The sequence below is a fragment of the Hydrocarboniphaga sp. genome, from assembly GCF_028291725.1.
In the GTDB taxonomy this organism is placed as follows: domain Bacteria; phylum Pseudomonadota; class Gammaproteobacteria; order Nevskiales; family Nevskiaceae; genus Hydrocarboniphaga.
In genome coordinates, this window is record NZ_JAQGNT010000045.1 from 16,448 (window position 1) to 35,343 (window position 18,896).

An 18,896-nucleotide genomic window follows, 5' to 3' on the forward strand; every position below is an offset into this window, starting at 1 on the left:
TGGAGTCGATGTTCTCCGACAATAGCGCAACGTACGAACGAACGAAGATGCGGGACGCTGCGCGTTCTGAGCTTCGGGATTTGCGGGCTGCGGCACTTGCTAGGAAATAGGTTTGGCTGAACAACTTAGAACCCGGGATCATTTCACTAGAGGCGTCGCCGGTCGTCAGTGAGATGGTTAGCGAAATAGCGACGTCTTTTGAGACGCGTCGACAATTGCGTACTCACCGCTCGGTGCGATGAGCCTGGACGCCCGACGATCTACAACCAACGGGACGAGGTCCGATTCCTAAGCCGAAAGGCGCCGAAGACCATCATCTGGCGCGCCCAGATCATGACAGCGAAGAAGTGCTTCTGGGACACCGCGGAACGCATCGCATCAGATCAGGCTTGGTCGATGTTGTCCGACGCCGAAATCGCTGCGCGACCCAAGATCCGACTCGAGGTGTGCGAGAGGTCGCCGACCGGAAAAGCGCTGAGCTACACGATTGCCGCCCGCTCCGATCCACCCTATGAACGCTTCGAAGGCCGGACACTTGCCGAGGAGACGCAGCGCCTCGAGGGCGAGATTTGCCGCTCTGGCGAATTGATGACCTTTGAGGAGTTTTCGGTCGATCGGGGATTCGAGGGAGCGATCGGCCTGCATGCGGTCGTCGACGCGCCGAGCCTCACGCGGGACGTGGTGAGCGGCTTGATTGAGAGATTCCTGGCCTTGGGTGAAGTGAGCTGGCGTGCCGAACAACCCGTACCGAGGAACAGGTTGCCGGAGACAACGTACGAGCAGGCGCTTCGTTCGGGCGAGGAGGAGGAGTCGACGTCTCGGGCTTTAACGGCGCGTAGATGAGCGCGGAGGTTGAGCCGATACGGCGTAAATTCCGCATCGATCGGCGCGGATATTGAGCAGGCGATGCAGTGCAAGGGACTGAAACCGCGGAGCCTCTGAACTTTCGGCCCATCCGAAATTCAGCTTCGTTGTTCGATGCAGTACACAAGCAGGAGAAGAAATTTGTTCCCGTGGCCTGCAATTCCGCGGCAGGTAGGTCAGAGGCCCATCGAACAACAGGTACATCAGGACCGGGGCAATCCGCCATGGGGTGAATGTCGAAGACGATGCAGTTGTTTGAGCAGTGATCTCGGGTGCGTCGAGGCCGCAGTCCGGAAGATTTGTCTGACTAGGCTGCTGTCGACCGCTGCAGTTGATTTTCCGGATTCTGCGCAGAATCAATGAGAAGAGCCCTCACGCTCTACGGTCTAACTCCCGCGTCGGGTGACAGCGCAGACCTTAGTTCGATACCGCGGTCGATGGACCAAAGCGGACACCAGCCGCTCGGCGGCCAGCTCGCGCATCTGCTTAACATCCCAGACGGGTTGGTAGCTTTGGAAGTGCGAGAAGAGGTTTCACCTTGCGTTGAGAGACTTTCAAAATTGGGTGAGCGTTGCCCAAACTTTCCAGGCTCCGTCCGCAAGATTCTCACTTTTATGCGACTTACATCCCACCCAAGAACAACTGAGTGACTTACGCGGATCCTTTGTCCCTAGCCGAATCCATTATTTAACATAATATACAATGCGTCTTATAGAACACGGTGGTGAATACGGCGACTAGCGTTCCCGTCTGCGCTAGCCGCCTAGCTTTTCCCAGCCAGAATTCCTTGTCTTCCGATCGTTGTTCTAGGTTTGCCAGTGCCTCGATGATGTTCGGTAGCAGCGGCTCTTTCAGCTCTGCGGATAGTAGCGCTGCGTGTTTCGCTTGCAGTTTCCGTTTGCCGGTTTTGATCTGTGACATGTACGGACCGCTTACACCCAAAAAATCGGCGACTGCCTGTAACGTTCCAAAGTGAATTACCGCTCGTTCTACTAGGTTCATCCGTCTGTCCCCGAGGTTTTCAGTGTCTGTTCTAAGCATACCCTAGCAACTTGCTATGGTAGGTAGCAGTCTGCTAGGGTCGTCCTCAATCTAGCTGTTAGCTAGCATTGCCTGGGGCGGGTCATGACGTTGCAACTGTTCGATGTCAGCCATTTGGTTGATCCGTTGACTGATCCGCTGCCGCTGGCTCCGATCTTCACGGCCGGTTTCACCCCCTGCGTCAAGTGCGGCGGCTATGGTCTGGTCGACAACGGCGACGCTTTCGAGGTCTGTCAGCGCTGCAACGGTGACGGGGCTGAGACATGAGCCTTGATCAAGCGATTGATCTGGTGTGCCGGTCCGTCGTTGGCCTGGTCGTCGTTTCGATGTTCATCCCGGTGACCCTATGACGCTCCGCGTTGTTCAGGTCACGGCTCAGCTCTGGCATGGCGTCATCGAGGCCTATGGCCGCGAAGTGCGCCGAACCCCTCCCTATCGCTCCCAGGCTATGGCTCAGAGTCACGGCGACCGTCTTCTGCGGCTGTTGGCTCGATGAACATGGCCTCGGGCTTCCTCTCCCTCTCGATTCGTCGTCAAGGCAGCCTTGACGGTAAAAGCCGGCGTCGTGTGGTCGAGAACAGCGACTACCGGCAGATGGTCGGCCGCATGCTTCAGTCTCTCGGTCGGCGTGTCGGCGGTGGCGATCCAGAGGATCTGGCTTTGTTGGCCTCGCTCGCTCGTGAGGTCGACGAGCTGCTACGGCAAGCGATCGATGCGCAGCGCCAGCGCGGTGAAGTCAGTTGGTCTCAGATCGCTTCCGAGCTGGGCGTCAGCAAGCAAGCAGCTCAGCAGCGCTTCGGCAGGAAGCTATGAGCCTCCGCCCGGATTGTCTCTGCAACGACTGCCTCGCTGGCTTCGTCGGCATCGTCGATTCAAACGGTGTCATAGCGTGTCCGCAGTGCGGCGGCGAAAGCTGCGATTGCGAGGGCTGCCAGCTGACACTTCACCGGCTGCGAGCTGGCGAGCGTGACCGCAAGGCGCTCGGCCTGCGCTATCCGGGTAATGAGGTCACGAATTGGACCGAAGTGGAAGGTTGCATGCCGCTACGTCAGGGGGCTGAGTCATGAGGCCCGCCTACTCTGGCGTCGGCTTTGGTGAATCCGGCTTCGCTGCGGCTCGAGCCCGGGCTCGGATGGCCTCTCGCGATTTCTTCGATCGGGAAGCGCCTTCGGAACCCGTCCAGCCTCCCGACTACTTCGCGCCGGCCGGCATCGTCTGTCCGGCCTGCCCGCGTAACGCCGACTGCTGCCAAGCGCCGCCGCGAGTCTCTGACCGGCCGGTGGTCCTGGCCGTCATCGCGGATATCGAGGCCCCTGCCCTTGCCCGTCGTCAAGCCCATCTGGATGAACTCGCAACATACGCTTGGGAGTCAGAATGAACGGTCGCCGGCCTAGCGAAGAGCGAGGAGGAACGACGAGCGAGGAGCGTAGCCGGTGGCCGTTTCGGCTTTACGTGTCAGTTACACGTAAAGTTAGTCCCAATATCGGGACTGGGACCGATCCGAGGCCCGTCTCATGACCGGCCAAGTCCTGGACTTCCCGATCCGCTACAAGGCGGAAGTCCAGGGTGTCGTTCCCGAGCTTGAGAACGAGTGGCCGATGTTCGTCGACTGGCTGACGATCCGGCAGGCCTACCCGGGCGGTGGGCTCCCGCTGGTCGCTGAAGGCTTTGCGACTCATACCGATCTGTTGGATGAAGTCCAGTTTCGGACCGTCAAGCGCTTCCAGTGCGAAGGCTCGTTTGACAGCACCATGTATATCCGGTGCGACGGGAACGTCGTCGAGTTCCACGGCAACATTGCCCGTTGGTCGCGCCAAGACAACGTTTTCGGCTACGGCTGGGACGAAACCATCCGGCGGGTAAACCGGGTGCTCGGTACGCATCAGCTCCCGCCCTTCGTCGCTGGCGAACGTTGCCGCTTTCACGATACCGGCGTGGTCTGGACCGGCGCTCGAGTGTCGCGCGTCGACATCACCACGAACTACATGACCGGCAGTGAAGCCGACGCGCAGCGCGTCATTCACCTGCTTGGCCAACACCATGTCGGCCGGCAGCGCGGATCGGTCACGCCTGACGGTGCAACGGTGATTTTCGGCACCGGCTCAAAGTTCGTCTACGGCAAGGTCTACTTGAAGCACGTCGAGTTGATCAATCACCGAAAAACCAAACACGGCAAACATGTCGATCAGGAAGTGATCGATTGGTGTCGTGACTTGGGATTGGTGCGCGAAGAAATCGAATTGAAATCGCGCTTCCTCACACAGAACGAGCTGTGTTGGCTCGGCGAAATATCCGTTGATCGCTTGCATCGGATTTATCGCGAAAGGAGTCAGTTCAAGCGATTGCGAGAGTTAGAAGTGAAAGACACGTCGAATTTGAGTGCGGGCGCTCGCGGTGTTTTGGCGCGCTATGAACAGGGTGAGCCGCACGGGGTCAGTCGGTCGGCTTATTACCGGTATCGCCGCGAAATCTTGCAGACCAGCGGCATCGACATTTCAGTTCCGCGCAACGTCGAAAAGGTCGTCTTGCCCGTGCGTGTAATTGAGATACAAGCCTTAGTCGCACCGGAGTGGTACCGCCGCAAATACGGCTGAATTTTTCAACGGCTCCGAGTGCGGCCGATCTCGGGTAAAGCCTCAACGGGCCATGAAAGGAGCAGCAGATGGATAAAGTAAAAGTGAGCGGTGTCAGGTGGTTTCTCGGCAACATCGATGGCAAGGACTTCAACACCGGCACGGTGTTCGTCGAAGAACGTCTCGACGATCGTCGTGGCACCGCCAAGGGCAAAGCGTCGACGCCGTACAAGCTCGCCAACAGCGCCGCCGCAATCGCGCTTTCGAAGCGTGAATTTCCGTTGACGTGCGAAGTCGAGTTCGAGCGCGTGACCAACGGCAAGGGTGAAAGCGAAACCTTCATCGTCGATATCCGCCCGATGGAACCGGCGGCCGGTGACAAGTTTCTGGACGGCAGCAAAGCGCCGTTGGCCGCGGTCAAGTAATGAAAGGCCTTCCCCGCTACGTCGTCTATCGCGTGATTGGCGCCCTTGCCGTAGCGGGCGCCTTCTACCTCTTGCGTCACCTCGTTTGAGGCGACGATGAATCAAAAAATCAACATGAGCTACCGGCGACTCGTGGGGGTGTTGTTCGTGGTAATCGCCGGATATTTGCCCGTACCCGCGTTAGCGGTCACGTGTGCAGCGGCAACCGAAACAGGTGCGGTGACGACAACCAGCGAAAGCCCGTCACAGTGCGCTGAAAGCGTGTTGCTGTCCCAGTCTGATTACGACGCGCTGCGAAATCCGTTCGGGTTAGACCCAGATTTCAGCGTCGTCTACTGGTCAGCGGGACAAACGTTGCTCCTGTGGGTGATTGGCGTGGGTGCGGGTGCCATCTTCAATGTTGTGAGAAAAGGAAAGTGAAATGAACCAGTACAGCAAGAAGTTCCTGAAGTACTCCGGCGTCGGTGCTCTGATGCTGGCCGCCGGTCAGGCGATGGCAGATTCGGGCGCAATCTCTGCCGCTGCCGTGACTGCTGCCGGCGATACGGCAGGTGACGTGTCCACGGTTGCGGTGGCAATCGTGGCTGTTGTCGCGCTGATCGCGGCCGCGAGCTTCATCTTCTCGATGCTGCGCAATTAATACCGCGCCGTGTTCGAGTATCTGCTTGGCGCCATCTGGATCATGGCGTTCATCAATGGGGTTGATGTCGCCAGCAGGTGGTGAACTTAAAGGCCCGAGAAATCGGGCCTTTTTTCGGGGGCTAAAGTGAATCGTGCGCTGATATTCTTTTTATTATTTTTTTCGATGGCCGGTGCTGTGCATGCATCGGCGCCGGTGAAAATGTGGGAAGTAACATCTTCGTCTGCGGCGTCTACTAATAAGCTGTATGGAACGCTGCCGTCAGTTGGGACGCGTTATTCGACATCGGCGGCTTACCAGTCGGCTGCGACGGCGGTCGCTCCTATAGGGAGTGAGTGCCGCGATGGTTGGAGCGGCTATTACTACGCTCAGTCGGGCTCTCAACCTCCAGATTTGTCTACAGCATCCGTTGCCCAAACTTTCAACTTGGTGATTGGTAATTCGACTTGTGGAAACGTACAAGTTGGGGCAAAGGTTATTGTCGACTGTCCAGCTGGCACTACGAATGTCGGTGGTGTGTGTATGTGTCCTAGTGGGCAGGCTGCACAGTCAGATGGCTCATGTCCCGTTCCCTGCACGCATCCGCAGGACGAGGTTCTAGGGTTGGTTAAGGCGAATTCAACGGCGGGTGATTCCGCTTGTGTGCAGAGCTGTTTAGCAAATAAGTTTCTGACGTTCACCGCGAGCATTGCAACGGGGGCTATGAGTCAGTCGGCATATGAATGGCATTCGACGGGGGCCGTGTGTCCTGCACCGGGCATGTCGCAACCGACAGATGGAAGTCAGACATTAGTCGGGACCTATACGGTTCAAGCCGGCAATTATTTGTCTGCCACTGTCGAGGGTTGGGGCCAAACCTACGCGGCAGTCATGGCGGCTTACAAGCAATCGTATGCAGTGACACGGACATCGGTTGCTCAGACGAGTGGTTCGCCTGCACCGAAGCCAGATACAGGGTCGTCAGCGTCGATCACCTACGTCGCTGGCGGTGGCAACACCGTCGTGAACTATCTGAGTCTCAGTCCGACTGTCGTAACAACGGTGACGACGCCAGTGTCCACGACGACCAGGCCCGATGGCAGCAGCACAACTTCCAATGGTCCGGTGACGACCTCTACAACGACGAATTCGACGACGCCTACTAATACGACTGTAACGACGACCAACACGACGACGAACACAGACGGGTCCACGACGACGACCGTTACGAACTACAACACGACAGTGAACAACAATACGAATTACGTGACAAATAATTCGGGGGGACCTGCAGGTGGCGGCGGCAACAACACGACTCCCGCGCCAGACACTCCAGACAATCCACCGGGTGGTCCTGCTGTCGACGATGGCGGCGACGATGGTGGCGGCGATTGCGTCGATGATCCGGCGACCTCTGCCGATGAGTGCGGTGCCGGTGGCGATAGTTTGGGTGACTGCCCTGCTGGTCAAGATTGCGGTTTCCACGCGCCGACACCCGGTGCCGGTTTCGCCGAGCTGGGCACCGATATCGATGCGGCTCAGTCAGCGCTAGCCGCGAAGTTTGCAGAGATTCGGGCCGAGCTGGCGCAAATGACCGGCACCGGCATCGACGGCAGTGGAGCCGGTTCATCCTTGCCCTGTACCTCGTTCACGATCTGGGGCCATGAAATCCCGTTCTGTTTCACACAATATCAAGCGCCTCTAGCTATCCTCGGCTTGGTCGTCTTCGCTATCTGTGTCTTTCTTGCTGCAATGATCATCATGGGGGCATGACAATGGGCACTCGATTTTTCTCAATCGTGCTACTGATCGTTCTCGGGTTCAGTGCGTCCGCTTTTTATACGACATCCAGTTTCGGAATTGAAAATTGCGGCATCGTCGATGGCCAGACGGTATGCACTAGTGGCCCTGGCCACAATCCGTGCGATATCGTGAACGGTGAAATGATCTGCATCGATCCGCCCGGCTGCGGCTACGTCAATGGTGTCTACAACTGCGGTTCCGCAACTGCATTTGTGCCGACGCCTGCATCAGCGGCGGGTTCGACTCTGAAGCCGGCGGTCTATGACGCGGCAATCCGCGACGGGACTCAGTGGATGGCCAATTACGTCAATTCCCTGAGTACAGAGGGTGAAACCGGCCCGTTGGGTCGTTTCGGTCGTTGGCTTATCCAGAAAGCCATGACGGGTTACCTGAGTATGAAGCTGCAGGCGTTGACGATGGCCTGGGGCATTGCGAAAGGTATCCTCGAAGATTTCAGCATCTTTCAGCAGTTGGCTAGCGCCTGGTCTGGGTTGCCGTCTGATTTTCTGGCCGTCGCGAATTTTTTTAAACTTCCGGCCGGCCTCAACCTGCTGATCAACGCGGCCGCGACGCGGTTCGTGCTCAAGTTCATGCCGAGCTGGTAGCCATGCCCGTCAAAATTTACTGGGGACCGCCCGGCAGTTACAAAACATCGTCGGCGGTGATGGATGATGTCGCCACCTGCGCAGCAGACGGCCGCGTGCTGATTACGAACGTTCGTGGCTTAAGCGAGGCTCTGATCCGCGAGCACGCGCCCAAAGTCGCCAGCGGCTTTGAGGTCATCCACCTACGCAACGACATACCCGAACAGCTCGAGCGTCTCCGGCGTTGGTGGCACTGGGCGCCGCCCGGGGCCTTCATCGTTTTGGATGAAGTACAGGCGGTGTATCCGCCCGATTGGTCCAGGTCTGATCTTCGTCAGCTCGACATGAAAGAGGATCGGGTCATCAACGGCAACATTCTACCCAAGGATGTTGCGTTGATATTCGACATGCACCGGCATGGCAACTGGGATCTGACGTTCACTACTCCGAGTATAAAAAAGGTCCGGCCCGAAATTCGAGCCGCGAGCGAGTGCGCTTACAAGCACAAAAACATGGCAATCCACGGCGCAATTTTCCGTGGAAAATTTCGGCAAATGCAGCACCTGGCAGAAGATAATGGCAATCCAAGTGACATCTACGTCCAGCGAACCAGGGTCATTAAGCCCTGGGTCTTTAAGTGTTACCAGTCCACCGCAACCGGCACAGTCTCCGACACGAAAGTTGGGCTATCCCTTTTGGCGAGCCCTAAGTTACTGGGGTTGGTTGTCGTGGTCGTATGTGCGATTAGTGCTCTCGTTGTTGTGGGGCGGCCTAAAGCCCTTGGTGGTGGCAAGCATAAAAGTGATTCAGTGGCTGCTGAAAAAGCTGATTCTGCGGGTAGTAATGCTGCTGTTGGTAACAAAGCTAATGGGGTTTCTGCTGCGCAGTCTGGTCCTGTGAAGCCGAAGGAAACCGACTACCGGGTTATCGGTGCTTACCAGTCGGCGACCGCGCGCGGCTACGCGGTGCTGTACAGCGAAGGCACCGGGGATTTGCGCGTGCCGATCGGCAAATGCCGACGCGACGACTATGCCGGGTGGTGGTGCCAGTTCGAGGGCGCTCTGGTTACTGAGCGCAGTGGAAAGGCACCGCCGCATATCGAGCCGAAAGAGTTTTTGGCTGTTGTTTCGACGGCTGCAAGTTGATGCGGTATCGGGGTGATTCAGGGTGTTGGTTTTTTGAGTGCGTCAGCGAAGTTGGTCGCCGTTGGTGGGAGCTGCTGTGTAGCTCCGACGCCGATTTGTACCATCGCCTTCGGAAGTTGCTGGGCTACAATTTTCCCGAAATTTGGCCGGGTTTGGGTGTGTCGGGTTGTCGCCAATGTCGGGGCACCGGGTTCGGTGGTCCGTAACGTTCCAGCCTCGAGGCCTTGTTCGCACGGTTGATCTTGAAAAGCCTTTTCCTTGGTCCCTGGTTGTTTACACACGTAGATCGTGTCGGCTAGCGCCGGCATCGCTAGAATTGATCCAACCACAATAAGAACGTGTCGCATAAAGCCTCCAATTGAAAAGGGCCGCATCATGCGGCCCTTTTTCATTCTGCGATCTCTAGCCGTCGCTCGATGCGTTCCATTCTTTCGTTCATCCGGTCGAGTCGGCTTTCGAAGTGTGCGGCGCCTTCTGCGTCGGCGGCCTGATCACGGCGGAGCCCGGCCATCGCAGCCTCGATGCGGGTCAGTCGGTACCCGTGGTCTTTTTGGGTTTCGCGCATCGCGGCTACGTCGCTGCGGATGGCCCGCAGATGTTCTAGCACCAGGTTGTCGGTTTCAGCCATGTCAAGCTCTCCGTGAGGGTTTCAGTGTAGACCAGGACGGTGGGACCTGGTCAATGTGGCTGAGCGTTAGGGCCGGCCGGGGCCGATCCTAAATTTTCTGAATTAGGATCGGTGCTGAGCATCTAGGCTCCTCGCAGGATTGCAAAGCTAAAAGGCCGATCCTTTCGGACCGGCCTCTCTGCTAAGCCAGAAACCTAGACGATCACTGGTTCCTGTCTGGGCCAGTATTGAAACACGATCATCATCCCGTTGGCCCCGTCGACTGTCTTGGTGAGCACCCGACCCTCGGGCCGCTCTCCGCTGTCCTTAGCCGGCATCTCGATTTTGATCCAGTCAGCTTCTTCCACGATCACCATTACCGTCTTGCCGTGTGCGCCGATCCATCCGTTCATGTGACTGCTCCCGATAACCAGCCGTCACCCGTTGTTGGGCTCTTCGCTGTACGCGGAGCTGCTGGGGGTACGGGGGATAACGGGCGATGTGTGCCTGCCCCGAAGGGGTTCGACGAAGGAGAACTCGTCGGATTCGGGGGTATGAATCCGTCGAGCGGGCATGCAGCGCTCGTTCTCCCCCGTAAACTGACCCTACCTGCGAAGAGCCCAAAAAAACCCGCGGAGCGGCATTTGTCGGACCCGAGTCCGACACGCTTCATTGGAGCGGAGCGACTCATCGTACTGGCAGCTTGAAACCGGCCCGGAATGCGCGGTTGCGGGTCCAGATTCGGCCGCGGCGCTTGCTCTCTGCGTCACGGGCCTTGCAGCGGCGCCTGTGGGCCTCGATGACGGCTTCCTCAAGGTCGGGGCGCCAGTCCCAGCGAACCGCGCTTCGGCCTTCGCTCAAGCGCCCGCAAAGGGCGGTGCCGTGGGCTACCTGGTCGATGAGTGCGCAAGCGTGCGGCGGGACCGCTCCGAGCCGCTTCCATCGCCTCACGGTGCAGATGGAAACGCCTGCCGCGATTGCCGCGAGGTCGGTGCGTTGGTAGTGGTGGGCCATCCACCAGGTGAGAGCGTCTGCCGGCGTCATCATCGCGCTTCCCTGCGTCGAGTGAACCGGCATTCTGCCGCGAGGATTAAACGGAAACCGTGATTTCCGTCACGGTAGAAAGGCGATTTTTATCAGCGGCCTATAAGCTCTGCTTAATCCATTTTATACAATGCGTCCAATTAGTCGCCAGACCGGTCAGCGCGGCTACGCCGACCAGCGCGCCGGTCTGCGCTAGCCGGCCGGCTTTTCCCAGCCAGTAATCTCGGTCTTCTTGCAGTGGTTCCAGTCCGGCTAGGATCGGGAGAACATGGTCAATCCAGCGCATTCCGAGTTTTTCGGCTAGTCGTGCTGCCTGGATTGCTTGAAGCGGCCTGCCGCCTTCTTCTCGTTCCGGACCTTTCATCAGCTTTGTCATTTGTCCATCGGATACACCTAGAAAGACGCCGACCGCGCGCTGAGAGCCGAATTCTTTGACTGCTTTTTTAAGTAGTTCTACCTGTTCCTCGTTTTTCACGTTGACTTCCTCAATTGTTACCGCTTGTCAGCTCGTAGTGTGATCTGGTGTTGTCCCAATTGACAACTATGATCCCAACGGGACAACCTGCCGTCTGTTATCCCAATGGGACATTCAGGGGCGGTTCATGGCGGACAGATCAGCGGAAGTCTTTTTCCAGTGGCATTCGTTGCGCCCGGCAAAGGTCTTCGGGGGTGCAACGAAGGAACGTGAAAGCTGCGCAACGCAGGTATTCCTCGTTGATCGTCCGGCCGGTTTGCGCAAAGCAGAAAGCTGTTCCCTGGGATTGTTTGTAAGCCCTCTCGTAGTGCGCGATCTGCGGGGCTTCGATCTGCGGTTGTGGATGGCTGGACGGGACGGTCGTTTCAATTGCCGGGAAACGCATCGGTGTGCGTTTCGACATCGCCGCAATGGTTCCGGCTGCAAGCGCACAACTTCCGGCCCACAAAATGAACGCGCCTAGGACTATGCCTGTGGCGATCACCAGAATCACGGTTGATGGGCTTTCGTACCACTTCGATCGAATCGGATTCATAGGCGGTTCTCGACATAACGAGCCGCATGATTCCGGTTCATCGGATGTGCAGGTTTCCTCTTGCGCCGGACGATGTGCCTCGAGTGACCAGCGGCCCGCGCCGTCGTTCTTCTCAGCCAACTTCACGCCGTGCCATCGCTGCGGCGGCTACGGCCTGGTCGACAACGGCGACGCTTTCGAGGTTTGTCAGCGCTGCAACGGCGATGGGGCCGAGGTATGAGCCGCTTCTCCTGGGTTCTGGACGTTTTGTACCTCTTGTAGCTCTGTGGGTTGCTGCTTGAAACCGGGCCGGAATTCGCGGTTGCGCCGCCTGATTCTGCCGCGGCGGATGATCGGGCTGACAGTTGGGCTGAGACATGACGCTCCGCGTTGTTCAGGTCACGGCTCAGCTCTGGCACGGCGTCATCGAGGCCTACGGCCGCGAAGTGCGCCGCACCCCTCCCTATCGGTCGGCGGCGATGGCTCAGAGCCACGGTGACCGCTTGTTGCGGCTGCTGGCTCGATGAGCGCTCCGGCAGTTGGTCAAGCCTTGCAGGCCTGGTCGTCGTATTACGACCATTTCCGGGTCGACCACATTCTTCAGCGCAAAGCGGCCGACATCGCCTATACGGCGCGGTGCTGCCTCGAAGAGGGCGAGCTTGGTCCTCTGCGTCCAGTATGGAGACCAATACGTCGCCGCGGCTGTCCTGCTCTTCGAGTACCTTTTGCCGGATCGCGATCTCGTGGAGACGCATCTCCTCCTCGAGAAGCCGAAAGTCCTGCGATAAAGAAGCCGCAAGCGTGTAGAGATGCCGGACGCGCTCACGCTTCTGAGTGCGGGTGAGTTCTTCGACATGGCCTTCTAGCAAGCGCTTTTTCGCCTTCTCGAGGGCGTCGATCTGTTCCTCGAGGAGCCGCGAACGTTCGCCGATGTCGGGGCTCAGCTCGACTAGCAAGCGCCCCATCTCTTGGTTGACCGTCTCCAAGTGTGATGCGGTGACCATCATATCGCGCCGGCCGATGCTTTCCACGAACTGGAGCGCAGTCTGCGTGACCGAGGTCATGGTGAGCTTCTGCGACTGCTCACGCAGGTAATTCGCGTTTACCCATTGATTGATGAACGAGCGGGCCGCAACAGCCGGCCCTGCTTCACCTGAGCCATGTTTGGAAAGATAAATCTCTAGCTCGGTCTTGGCCCGATCTATCGACACTTCAGTGACCTCGGAAAATAACTCACCGAGAAAGGCCAAGATCAGCGGTGCAGTATCCGCGCGTAGCAGGCGCCATGCGGTCCGATCATCCCGCAACCACTGGTAATGACGATGGCGCTCCTGAACCTTGAGCATGCGTTAAACGATCTTCCTGACGGGAAGGCACAGCAACAGGTGGACCGAGGTCTGGACATGCTTGTTAGTCCGGGTATTCGGCAGCGTCGCGATGCGTCTGATTCGATCAGCTTTCATTTCGAGAACGCCCCCTTTATTCATTGCTCGTCCAGGCGTTCCCAGCGTCCAGGGGTCGATGCTGCCTAGGCCAACCGGGGGAAGCAAGACCGCCGCCTCAACTGACCGACCGCTATGGGCTGTCTGAGACGGTCGGCCCCTGCTCTACCGACGATAACGGCAGATTGTCGTCGCGTTTATATGCCGATGTCCGGATTACTTCCAATGCTTAGAGTAAGCGGGACTGTTTCTGACTAGCGAAACGCAAAGCTGACGGAAGTGCCAGGGCGTGAGATCAAGCGCCGGCGGCTTCGGCGCATCGATCACGAAATCGTACCGATCACGGTGCCGACCACGGCCGTTTCACCGGCCGCGATCGCGATCTTGAGCGTGCCGGCAACCGGAGCCGCGATCTCCTGCACCGATTTCTCGGACTCCAGCGAATACAGCGGCGCGCCCTGCTCAACGGTCGCGCCGTCGGCCACCAGCCATTCGGCGATGGTGCCTTCGTTCATCGAGAAACCCAGTTTCGGCAGCAGGATATCGGTGCTCATGTGGTCTTTGCTCAGCAGAATTAGGCGAGGGTCTTGCGGATCGCGGCTTCGATATCCGCGTGGCTATACAGGAATGCGGCTTCCAGCGGCGGCGCATACGGCACCGGGCTGTCGTTGCTGGCGACGCGCTGCACGGGGGCTTTGAGTTCCTTGAACAGGCTCTCGTGGATACGCGACGACACTTCGGCGCCGACGCCGAAAGATTTGACGGCTTCATGCACGACGACACAGCGGCCGGTTTTCTTCACCGAGGTCAGGATCGTGTCCATGTCCAGCGGGCTGACCGTGCGCAGGTCGATCACCTCGACGCTGATGCCTTCCTTCGCAAGCTTCTCGGCCACCGGCGGAATGTCGAGCATCGAGCGGCTGTAGCCGATCACGGTTACATCGGTGCCGGCCCCGTGGATGCGCGCCTTACCCAGCGGGATTTTCTCGCCGCGCGTCGGCGGTGCGCTCGGCGTCCAGTAGTTGTTGAGATAGTCGACGAACAGCACCGGGTCCGGATCGTCGATCGCGGAACGCAGCAGGCCGTAGGCGTCGGCGGCATTGCTCGGCATCACCACCTTGATGCCCGGCGTGTGGCAGAACCAGGCTTCGAGAAAATCCGAATGCTGGCCGCCGTTCTGGAAGCCCGAGCCGGTCATCGTGCGGATCACCATCGGCACGCTGGTCTGGCCGCCGGACATGAATCTGAGTTTCGCAGCATGGTTGGTGATCTGGTCCATGCAGACCGCGACGAAATTCATCAGCATGATTTCGACGACCGGCTTCATGCCGGCCACCGCGGCGCCGACCGCGGCGCCCATGAAACCCATCTCGGAGATCGGCGTCGAGCGCACGCGGCTGCCGAACTTGGTCGACAGCCCCGCACTGATCTTGACGATGCCGCCGCCTTCCGGATCGGCGATCTCCTCGCCGAACAGGATCACGTTGTCGTCGGCTTCCATCGCATCGTGCAGCGCCCAGTTCAGGGACTGGATCATGTTCACATTGCTCATGCTCATTCCCCTTTTAGGCGATTTCGTAGGCGTAGACGTCGCGCTTTACTTCGCGTGCGTCCGGCGGCGGGCTGTTCATCGCGAAGGCTTCGGCCTCGTCGATTTCGGCCTTGATTTCAGCGTCGATCGCGTCGAGTTCGGCGGCGGTCGCGTGGTTCTCGGCGACCAGCTTGGTACGGAATTTCGGGTACGGATCGGCAGCCACCGCGGCAGCGTAGACATCCTTGGGAATGTATTCGCCCATGTCGCCGATCAGGTGGGGGATGCGTCTGACCCTGTTCGGCCGCAACATATTCGACAAGAAATACACGGCGGGCTCGTTACCAACCGACTTCGGCAATCTCGTCACGCTCGCGCCTCCGATAACCTACGGGATGCAGATCAATTGGGATTTCTGAGACAGGCACCGATACCGAACGAACGCACCTTTTTCTGTCGAAAATCTGGTGTTCGTCGGTGGAACGACGGTGGCATAAGAGGAAGACTCGTTTCGTGTTCACAAAAATAGAAATGTCGATGTATATCGTCGACCTTATGGCCTGAAACGCCAGCAGAATGTTTACCAGCGTGCAAGTGAAAATCTACGCTAAGCGATCCTCAGGTACGACGAGCACGGCGCGAAATTCTTTCAACTAAGCATTGATCCGGATCGGATATGAACAGTAATGAAGATCAGACGTTGGATGAGAACCCGGCAGAGAATGTGGGTGATCCGTGTGCATATGAACGCCTACTAGGGCGCGAAACGGTGCCGGTGCCGGCGTATCTGAGGCAGCATCGCCTGCCGGATCTGGGTGGTGAGGACAGCTGTTGATAGTGCTCATTGCTGAGCAGGACGTATTTTGCTTCGCCTTGTTGCGCCGGTCCTTGCCCGACAGGCGGGCGTACTCGGCCTTGCGCACCTGGTCGAGGGCATCGCCCGGATGCCGCATAACGTGAAACTTGTCGAACAGGATCGCGGCCTGCGGCGCAGACGTATTCGTCGCCTTGCGAAACGGCTTCCACATGTCAATGACAGCCAGGCGAATCCACTTGGTTATCCGGGGCCCGAGCCAGTCGTAGAACATCGCCATGCTGGCTTCGGACCGATCCTTGCCGCCGAACCAGATCGGTCGTCCCCGAATCAGATCGCTGACGACGATGCGATAGGTATGGCCTCCTTGCGGATCGAGATCGCGTCGATGCCGATGGCCTTGGGCCGGGCATGCCGGCACGGGCCAACTGGGCACGCATGTACCGCTTGTCCAACTCCTTGGCGCCGTCCCAGTCGAGGTTCAGTTCCTGGGCGATGTCCTTGATCATGGCACTGCGACACCGTCGGCCGACGTAGTAGTCGAAGCGTTTGATGTAGTGAGCATTGTCCGCTAGAAAATCCAGACGCTCGCGCTTTCCCAAGCCGCAGCTCCGACAGCGGACCCGTCGAATCTCCAAATCCAGAACGATCCGGTGATCGGCAACTCCCAGATCCCGCACCTGCCGCCGAGTATCGCGGACCCTCTACTGCGATGTCGTTATACAGAACGATCAGCGGGTACCGACTGATGCACCAGAGCGCCACAACCCGGCGATTTACCGACAAGCGGTAGCAATGTGCAACGTCGAAGGCGACCACAAGTATCTGCAGTACGAGCTTCTAAGCGAGCTCTTTTTTTCAAAATACAATATTTGACTTTTGTATCATCTCGTTTTAGCTTTCACCCCATGCGCGATGGGAGTCGCGACGGGTTCATGCAGCCGGTCAAGAGACCGCAGAAAGTCCGTTCCCTCCCCCGCGGCATTGCCGGCAGGCGCCGCTCATGGCGCGCCAAAAAAATAAAAGAATTGCGCCCGAACACGGGTGCAAACCGCGAGAGGAGAGAGAGAACCGATGAACCCTGTACCCGCGTTTCAGCGCACGAGCTTCGCGCTTGCATTGATTTGCTTCGCTATACCCGGTACTGGCCGAGCCCAGGACCGTGTGGCTGCGAGTGTCTCGCCGCCTGCGGGCGAAGCGGTGCAACAGGCACCTGTGACGGGTTCGACCGCTCCCGATGCAGCCTCTCAAGCGCCAGCTTCCCCAGTGCACGAAGCCACGGCCCCGACCTCATCGATAGAGGAAATCATCGTCACCTCACAGCATCGCGAGGAGAAGTTGCAGGACGTGCCGATCGCGATCACGGCGATGACCGCCGATCAGATGCAGGCCCAGGGCGTGGTCAACGCCTTTGACATCGGCAAGATCACGCCGGGCTTCAGCACCAACCGCGTCGTCGGCTTCGGAACTCCGTTCATGCGCGGCGTTGGTACGACCAACGTGCTTGCCGGGGACGAGCCCAGCGTCGCGACCTACATCGACGGCTTTTACCAGGGCCTTGGCATCGCCGCACAGCTTCCATTCAACAATGTGGAGCGCATCGAGGTACTCAAGGGTCCGCAGGGCACACTGTATGGCCGCAACGCGGTAGGCGGCCTGGTCAACATCATCACGCGCGCGCCTCAGAGCGAGTTCGGCGTCAATGGCTCTGCCGGCTACAGCAACTACGACACTTGGACAGGGAACGCCTACATCACCGGCGGACTGTCTGACAGCGTGGCGGCCGATCTTGCCGTCACTACGCAGGACCAGGGCAAGGGTTTCAACAAGAACATATTGAACGGAAAGCACTACGGCACCAACGATTACCTTGCCGTCCGGTCCAAGGTTGCGATCGATCTCGGCGACAACGACAAGCTGACGCTCGGGGCCGAATACGCGGACTCGAAAAACAACCTTGCCAACGTAAACAGCGTAGCTCCCGGCACGACTCCGCTCGCCCACGGCAACGGCGAAATCTATAGCGACCAGCCCCATGAGTTCGCCGGTAACATCGATCCTCGCTTCGATGTCGAACAGTACGGCGTCAATGCCAAGCTCGATCTCGACGTCGACTTCGCCAACTTCGTTTCGCTGACGCAGTATCGGCATCTGATCAACCACAACGCAGTGGAAGGCGACGGCACCAGTTCCGACGGCGTCTTGGTCGGCATGCAGGACGACGCCACCGGTACGCCGCAGTTGGTCATCCCGGTGTCTTTTTTCTACGTGGACAAACAGGCGATCCGTTTCGCCACGCAGGAGTTCCAGCTCATCTCGAAGTCCGGCGGCCCGTTCAAGTGGATCACCGGCACCTTCTTCCAGACCTCCAAGGACGGCTACGAGCCGCTCAACATCAACTTCTACACAGCGGCGCCGCCGCTGGCGATCATCGAGCGCTGGCAGAAGACCCTGGCGGTGGCCGCATTCGCGCAAGGCACTTATACCTTCGAGAACGGGCTATCAATCACCGAGGGCGTGCGCTACAGCGCCGAGAAGAAGAGCATCGGCGGCGACATCAGCCAGTTGAATGCCGAGGGCGGATACGACGTAGCCTCTGGCGACCAGTCCACGTGGTTCCGCTCGTTCACTTTCCGGCTCGCCGCGGACTATCACATCAACGACAGGCTGATGGTCTACGCGACCGCGAACAAGGGCTTCAAGAGCGGCCTGTTCAACGAACAGAACATCGACAATCCCGCGGTAAAGCCAGAGACGCTGTACGCCTACGAAATCGGCTTCAAGGCCGACCCGCTCGACTACCTGCGCGTGGATGGCTCGGTCTATTACTACGATTACCGCGGCATCCAGACCTTCATTACGGCTCCCAGCGGACTCACGTTTTTGCAGAACGCGGGCTCGGCTGAGATGTATGGCGCCGAACTATCGCTCGAAGTCACTCCCGCAAAGGGTTTTAGCGTGCGCAGCGGCATCGGCCTCGAAAATGCCACTTACGACAAATTCCCACAGGCGCAGGTCTACATGGCTTCGGACAGTGGTGGCAATTATCCGACGGCGATGGATGTCAGCAGCAACGACGTTATCCGTACGCCCAAGGTCACCGCGAACCTGGGCGCGAGCTATGTCTTCGAGGTCGGCGCCGCCGGCAACGTCGCGCTCAATGCCAGTGTCGCCTACAGCGACAGCTTCTACTGGGATCTCGCCAACGAGTTCAAGCAGGACGCCTACGCGCTGGTCGACCTATCCGCCATGTACACCACGCCGAACGATCGCTGGAGCCTGACGGTCTGGGGCAAGAACGTGACCGACAAGGACTACCTGATCTACTACAACCCGCAGCAGCGTTACGACGCGGTTGCATGGGGTGATCCTGCGACCTATGGCGCGACCGTCGGTTTCAAGTTCTGAAGCCTCG

The 18,896-nt window shown here is 58.6% G+C and carries 21 protein-coding genes; 12 read left to right on the plus strand and 9 right to left on the minus strand.

Translation table 11 applies throughout. From position 1 onward, the window contains the following. The first annotated feature begins 333 nt into the window (after nucleotides 1–333). The 10 genes from JWQ90_RS12940 to JWQ90_RS12985 all read left to right on the plus strand — a co-directional run bounded on the left by JWQ90_RS12940 (nucleotide 334) and on the right by JWQ90_RS12985 (nucleotide 9,054). Nucleotides 334–843 carry a hypothetical protein gene (locus JWQ90_RS12940; RefSeq protein ID WP_299694558.1) on the plus strand — a complete coding sequence of 170 codons (510 nt, stop codon included), beginning with the start codon at nucleotides 334–336 and terminating at the stop codon, nucleotides 841–843. 1,146 nt (nucleotides 844–1,989) lie between these two features. Continuing rightward, nucleotides 1,990–2,172, plus strand: a complete 183-nt coding sequence (locus JWQ90_RS12945; protein ID WP_299694561.1) for a hypothetical protein — start codon at nucleotides 1,990–1,992, stop codon at nucleotides 2,170–2,172. Nucleotides 2,173–2,397: 225 nt separating this feature from the next. Next, on the plus strand, nucleotides 2,398–2,718 hold the full coding sequence (locus tag JWQ90_RS12950; protein ID WP_299694563.1) for a hypothetical protein: 321 nt from the start codon (nucleotides 2,398–2,400) through the stop codon (nucleotides 2,716–2,718). A gap of 701 nt (nucleotides 2,719–3,419) precedes the next feature. Continuing rightward, the gene (locus JWQ90_RS12955) at nucleotides 3,420–4,499 is read left to right on the plus strand and encodes a phage/plasmid replication protein (protein WP_299694565.1); all 1,080 of its coding nucleotides are present in this window, start codon (nucleotides 3,420–3,422) and stop codon (nucleotides 4,497–4,499) included. 68 nt (nucleotides 4,500–4,567) lie between these two features. After that, the gene (locus tag JWQ90_RS12960) at nucleotides 4,568–4,903 is read left to right on the plus strand and encodes a hypothetical protein (protein ID WP_299694568.1); all 336 of its coding nucleotides are present in this window, start codon (nucleotides 4,568–4,570) and stop codon (nucleotides 4,901–4,903) included. A gap of 96 nt (nucleotides 4,904–4,999) precedes the next feature. Beyond that, entirely contained in the window at nucleotides 5,000–5,323 is a 324-nt protein-coding gene (locus JWQ90_RS12965) for a hypothetical protein (RefSeq protein WP_299694571.1), read from the plus strand. A 1-nt stretch (nucleotide 5,324) separates the two neighbouring features. Further along, a complete protein-coding gene (locus JWQ90_RS12970; protein ID WP_299694574.1) occupies nucleotides 5,325–5,543 on the plus strand; it encodes a hypothetical protein in 219 nt (72 codons plus the stop codon). Nucleotides 5,544–5,669: 126 nt separating this feature from the next. Then, entirely contained in the window at nucleotides 5,670–7,295 is a 1,626-nt protein-coding gene (locus JWQ90_RS12975; protein ID WP_299694577.1) for a hypothetical protein, read from the plus strand. A 26-nt stretch (nucleotides 7,296–7,321) separates the two neighbouring features. Then, nucleotides 7,322–7,930: a DUF2523 family protein gene (locus JWQ90_RS12980; RefSeq protein WP_299694580.1), complete on the plus strand. Its 609-nt coding sequence runs from the start codon at nucleotides 7,322–7,324 to the stop codon at nucleotides 7,928–7,930. A gap of 2 nt (nucleotides 7,931–7,932) precedes the next feature. Next, nucleotides 7,933–9,054: a zonular occludens toxin domain-containing protein gene (locus tag JWQ90_RS12985; protein WP_299694583.1), complete on the plus strand. Its 1,122-nt coding sequence runs from the start codon at nucleotides 7,933–7,935 to the stop codon at nucleotides 9,052–9,054. Between the two features lie 388 nt (nucleotides 9,055–9,442). On the opposite strand, the gene JWQ90_RS12990 is transcribed toward JWQ90_RS12985, so the two are convergent. The 8 genes from JWQ90_RS12990 to JWQ90_RS13025 all read right to left on the minus strand — a co-directional run bounded on the left by JWQ90_RS12990 (nucleotide 9,443) and on the right by JWQ90_RS13025 (nucleotide 14,932). Continuing rightward, nucleotides 9,443–9,682, minus strand: coding sequence for a hypothetical protein (locus tag JWQ90_RS12990; protein WP_299694586.1), 240 nt, complete (start codon nucleotides 9,680–9,682; stop codon nucleotides 9,443–9,445). A gap of 194 nt (nucleotides 9,683–9,876) precedes the next feature. Beyond that, complete coding sequence (locus tag JWQ90_RS12995) at nucleotides 9,877–10,074, minus strand: hypothetical protein (RefSeq protein ID WP_299694589.1); 198 nt, start codon at nucleotides 10,072–10,074, stop codon at nucleotides 9,877–9,879. A gap of 731 nt (nucleotides 10,075–10,805) precedes the next feature. After that, entirely contained in the window at nucleotides 10,806–11,180 is a 375-nt protein-coding gene (locus JWQ90_RS13000; protein WP_299694592.1) for a hypothetical protein, read from the minus strand. Between the two features lie 139 nt (nucleotides 11,181–11,319). After that, entirely contained in the window at nucleotides 11,320–11,715 is a 396-nt protein-coding gene (locus tag JWQ90_RS13005; protein ID WP_299694595.1) for a hypothetical protein, read from the minus strand. A gap of 122 nt (nucleotides 11,716–11,837) precedes the next feature. Next, nucleotides 11,838–13,040, minus strand: a complete 1,203-nt coding sequence (locus JWQ90_RS13010; protein ID WP_299694598.1) for a DUF3375 family protein — start codon at nucleotides 13,038–13,040, stop codon at nucleotides 11,838–11,840. A 419-nt stretch (nucleotides 13,041–13,459) separates the two neighbouring features. After that, entirely contained in the window at nucleotides 13,460–13,690 is a 231-nt protein-coding gene (locus JWQ90_RS13015) for a lipoyl domain-containing protein (protein ID WP_299694601.1), read from the minus strand. Between the two features lie 20 nt (nucleotides 13,691–13,710). Beyond that, nucleotides 13,711–14,694: an alpha-ketoacid dehydrogenase subunit beta gene (locus JWQ90_RS13020; RefSeq protein WP_366919507.1), complete on the minus strand. Its 984-nt coding sequence runs from the start codon at nucleotides 14,692–14,694 to the stop codon at nucleotides 13,711–13,713. Between the two features lie 7 nt (nucleotides 14,695–14,701). Continuing rightward, nucleotides 14,702–14,932, minus strand: coding sequence for a thiamine pyrophosphate-dependent enzyme (locus JWQ90_RS13025; protein WP_299694607.1), 231 nt, complete (start codon nucleotides 14,930–14,932; stop codon nucleotides 14,702–14,704). Nucleotides 14,933–14,951: 19 nt separating this feature from the next. Here JWQ90_RS13025 and JWQ90_RS13030 point away from each other — a divergent pair, with 19 nt between their 5' ends. Continuing rightward, complete coding sequence (locus tag JWQ90_RS13030) at nucleotides 14,952–15,086, plus strand: hypothetical protein (protein WP_299694610.1); 135 nt, start codon at nucleotides 14,952–14,954, stop codon at nucleotides 15,084–15,086. Nucleotides 15,087–15,320: 234 nt separating this feature from the next. Here the strand turns inward: JWQ90_RS13030 and JWQ90_RS13035 are convergent, their stop codons facing one another. Further along, nucleotides 15,321–15,917 (minus strand): transposase, encoded by a 597-nt coding sequence (locus tag JWQ90_RS13035; protein WP_299694612.1) that lies wholly within the window; start codon nucleotides 15,915–15,917, stop codon nucleotides 15,321–15,323. Nucleotides 15,918–16,747: 830 nt separating this feature from the next. On the opposite strand from JWQ90_RS13035, the gene JWQ90_RS13040 reads away from it, so the two are divergent. Next, entirely contained in the window at nucleotides 16,748–18,889 is a 2,142-nt protein-coding gene (locus JWQ90_RS13040) for a TonB-dependent receptor (RefSeq protein ID WP_299694615.1), read from the plus strand. The last annotated feature ends 7 nt before the right edge of the window (nucleotides 18,890–18,896 follow it).

Excerpts from the sequence above, each read along its gene's own strand:
- JWQ90_RS13025 (WP_299694607.1), bottom strand. The coding sequence starts at position 14,932 with ATGGGCGAATACATTCCCAAGGATGTCTACGCTGCCGCGGTGGCTGCC.
- JWQ90_RS12940 (WP_299694558.1), top strand. The coding sequence starts at position 334 with ATGACAGCGAAGAAGTGCTTCTGGGACACCGCGGAACGCATCGCATCA.
- JWQ90_RS12950 (WP_299694563.1), top strand. The coding sequence starts at position 2,398 with ATGAACATGGCCTCGGGCTTCCTCTCCCTCTCGATTCGTCGTCAAGGC.
- JWQ90_RS12970 (WP_299694574.1), top strand. The coding sequence starts at position 5,325 with ATGAACCAGTACAGCAAGAAGTTCCTGAAGTACTCCGGCGTCGGTGCT.
- JWQ90_RS12945 (WP_299694561.1), top strand. The coding sequence starts at position 1,990 with ATGACGTTGCAACTGTTCGATGTCAGCCATTTGGTTGATCCGTTGACT.
- JWQ90_RS12995 (WP_299694589.1), bottom strand. The coding sequence starts at position 10,074 with ATGAACGGATGGATCGGCGCACACGGCAAGACGGTAATGGTGATCGTG.
- JWQ90_RS12985 (WP_299694583.1), top strand. The coding sequence starts at position 7,933 with ATGCCCGTCAAAATTTACTGGGGACCGCCCGGCAGTTACAAAACATCG.
- JWQ90_RS12990 (WP_299694586.1), bottom strand. The coding sequence starts at position 9,682 with ATGGCTGAAACCGACAACCTGGTGCTAGAACATCTGCGGGCCATCCGC.
- JWQ90_RS12965 (WP_299694571.1), top strand. The coding sequence starts at position 5,000 with ATGAATCAAAAAATCAACATGAGCTACCGGCGACTCGTGGGGGTGTTG.
- JWQ90_RS13020 (WP_366919507.1), bottom strand. The coding sequence starts at position 14,694 with ATGAGCATGAGCAATGTGAACATGATCCAGTCCCTGAACTGGGCGCTG.
- JWQ90_RS13015 (WP_299694601.1), bottom strand. The coding sequence starts at position 13,690 with ATGAGCACCGATATCCTGCTGCCGAAACTGGGTTTCTCGATGAACGAA.
- JWQ90_RS12960 (WP_299694568.1), top strand. The coding sequence starts at position 4,568 with ATGGATAAAGTAAAAGTGAGCGGTGTCAGGTGGTTTCTCGGCAACATC.
- JWQ90_RS12955 (WP_299694565.1), top strand. The coding sequence starts at position 3,420 with ATGACCGGCCAAGTCCTGGACTTCCCGATCCGCTACAAGGCGGAAGTC.
- JWQ90_RS13010 (WP_299694598.1), bottom strand. The coding sequence starts at position 13,040 with ATGCTCAAGGTTCAGGAGCGCCATCGTCATTACCAGTGGTTGCGGGAT.
- JWQ90_RS13005 (WP_299694595.1), bottom strand. The coding sequence starts at position 11,715 with ATGAATCCGATTCGATCGAAGTGGTACGAAAGCCCATCAACCGTGATT.
- JWQ90_RS13030 (WP_299694610.1), top strand. The coding sequence starts at position 14,952 with ATGCGTCTGACCCTGTTCGGCCGCAACATATTCGACAAGAAATACACG.